Annotated in this window: 2 protein-coding genes; both read right to left on the bottom strand. The window is 61.8% G+C overall.

The window, feature by feature from the left end; all coding sequences use genetic code 11:
• Positions 1-442: alanine--tRNA ligase-related protein (locus AC1DWI_RS22025; RefSeq protein ID WP_477725770.1), on the bottom strand; the 442-nt coding region annotated here is incomplete at its 3' end.
• A gap of 93 nt (positions 443-535) precedes the next feature.
• Positions 536-1699: aminotransferase-like domain-containing protein (locus AC1DWI_RS22030; protein ID WP_477725771.1), on the bottom strand; the 1164-nt coding region annotated here is incomplete at its 5' end.

Consider the following 1699-nt stretch of genomic DNA (forward strand, 5'->3'; position numbering starts at 1 on the left):
CTTCATACACCGTGGCCAGCAGGCGCTCGGGCGGCAGCTTGTAGACCTCGGTCAACAATTCCCAGGCCCACTTGAGCGACTCGCGCTTGAAGTAGTCGCCGAAGCTCCAGTTGCCCAGCATCTCGAAAAAGGTGTGGTGGCGCGCGGTGTAGCCCACGTTCTCCAGGTCGTTGTGCTTGCCGCCGGCGCGCAGACATGCCTGTACCGAGGCTGCACGCACATAAGGCCGCTTGTCGGTGCCCAGGAACACATCCTTGAACTGCACCATGCCCGAGTTTGTGAACATCAGCGTCGGGTCATTGCCCGGCACCAGCGAGCTGGACGACACCACGGTGTGGCCCTTGGACGCAAAGAAATCAAGAAATGTCTTGCGAATGTCCGAGACGGTGAATACAGGCGTTGAAGCTGACGTGGGGGCTGTCGTGGAGGTGGGATGGCTCATGGTCTGCAATAGTGGTTTTGGCAAGGCGGCGCCCTCGGGCTCACCCGCTTGGGCTAAGCCTTTGATTATAGGTTTGAGGGGGATGCCCCCGCTTTATTGGGCTGTCTGCCGGCCCAGATCAATGCGGTGGGACAAAAAGCGCCATATGCGCTCATCGTCGCTGAAAGCCACGTTAAAACGGAGCCAACCCGTCGGATGGGGCTCCAGCAGAAACAATTGTCCCGGGCCCAGCATGATGCCCTCGGGCGTAGCCTCTTTGGACAGGACGGCCCCATCGGGAAGGTCCGGGTGCCGGGCCCAGAGGTACATGCCGGCCCCTGGCTCATGGAAAAGCTCAAACCCCAGTCCGGTCAGGTTCTTTTCGGTCTTGCGGTGCGCTGCAGCCAGCTTCTCCCGAAGCGACTTGAGGTGCTTGCGCCAGCGGCCGTCGGTGACCACCCCGAAAGTCAGCCGTTCGGCGATATCGGACGAGGTAAGGCCCGAAATCATCTTGAGCTGGGCCAGGTCCTCGATCAGCTCGCCTCGCGCCAGCAGGTAGCCCACGCGCAAATTGGGGGAAATTGTTTTGGAATAGCTGCCGATGTAGACCACGCGCTGCAGCTGGTCCAGGCTGGCCAGCGTGGACCGCGAGACCGGGTCCATGTCGGCGTAAATATCGTTTTCCACCAGCGTGAAGTCGTGCGTCTCGGCCAGTTGCAGCAAGCGGTGCAGATGGGCCGCGGACGCAATCGAACACGTCGGGCTTTGCAAACGGGGTTGGGTGAAGAAGGCCTTGGGCTTGTGCTCGGCCAGCAGCGCCTCCAGCGCGGCCAGGTCGTACCCGGTAGGGGTGCGCGGCACCCCCACAAGGTTGGCGCCCAGAAAGCGCAGCATGAACATCAGGTTGGGATAACCGGGGCTATCGACCAGCACGGTGTCGCCCGGTTTGACCAGTTGCCGGGCCACCAGGTCCAGCGCCTGGCTGGAGCCTTGCGTCAGCAGCACCTGGTCGACCTCGACCGATATCTGGTTTTCGGCCAGCGCCTCCGCAATGACCATGCGCAGGGCCATATGTCCATAAGGCAGGCCGTAACCCTCAAGAGAGGAACCGTCCACCGACAGGTGCCGCATGCTGCGGCGGAGTGCGTCCCCGAACAGGAAATCGTGCGGCAACCAGCCACAACCGGGCTTCATCGGCAGGTTGCGGTTTTCAAAAATCTGCTTGAGGTACCAGCGGGCGTCAAATTTAGGTTGCGGGGGCTGCGCGTACGGCACACC

The organism is Polaromonas sp. P3_C2 (assembly GCF_056402675.1).